This window comes from Actinomyces sp. HMSC075C01 (assembly GCF_001812965.1).
GTDB classification, from domain to species: domain Bacteria; phylum Actinomycetota; class Actinomycetes; order Actinomycetales; family Actinomycetaceae; genus Actinomyces; species Actinomyces acetigenes.
Genome location: NZ_KV810993.1, coordinates 1 through 326 on the forward strand (window position 1 = coordinate 1; position 326 = coordinate 326).

A 326-nucleotide genomic window follows, 5' to 3' on the forward strand; every position below is an offset into this window, starting at 1 on the left:
CGCGAGCACGCCGAGACCACCATGAACACGGCACCGTAGGCCGCATACGTGGCGCGTGCACCTTCCTTCGTCCACTCGCTGTCGTCGGTCCAGACGTCCTTGCGGAACTTCTTGGCCTGCTTGAGCGCCTTCCTCGTGTTGGTCTCCCGGCCGTCAATGAGTCTCTGGGCCAGGTCCAGCATCTGACTGACCCTCTGGTCGCCTGAGTGGTACTGCTCCCAGTAGTGCTGGACGCGGCGCACGCAGGCCATCTTCAACTCGATCCGACGACGGTAGGAGGCCTGGGGGTCCTCGGGGTCGATCATGGCCCGCCACACCCGCTTACG

The 326-nt window shown here is 64.7% G+C and carries 1 protein-coding gene; it reads right to left on the minus strand.

Annotated features, from left to right (window positions below):
* Positions 1–326 (minus strand): Imm5 family immunity protein (locus HMPREF2883_RS06995; protein WP_256277374.1); only part of this gene is annotated, 326 nt, incomplete at both ends.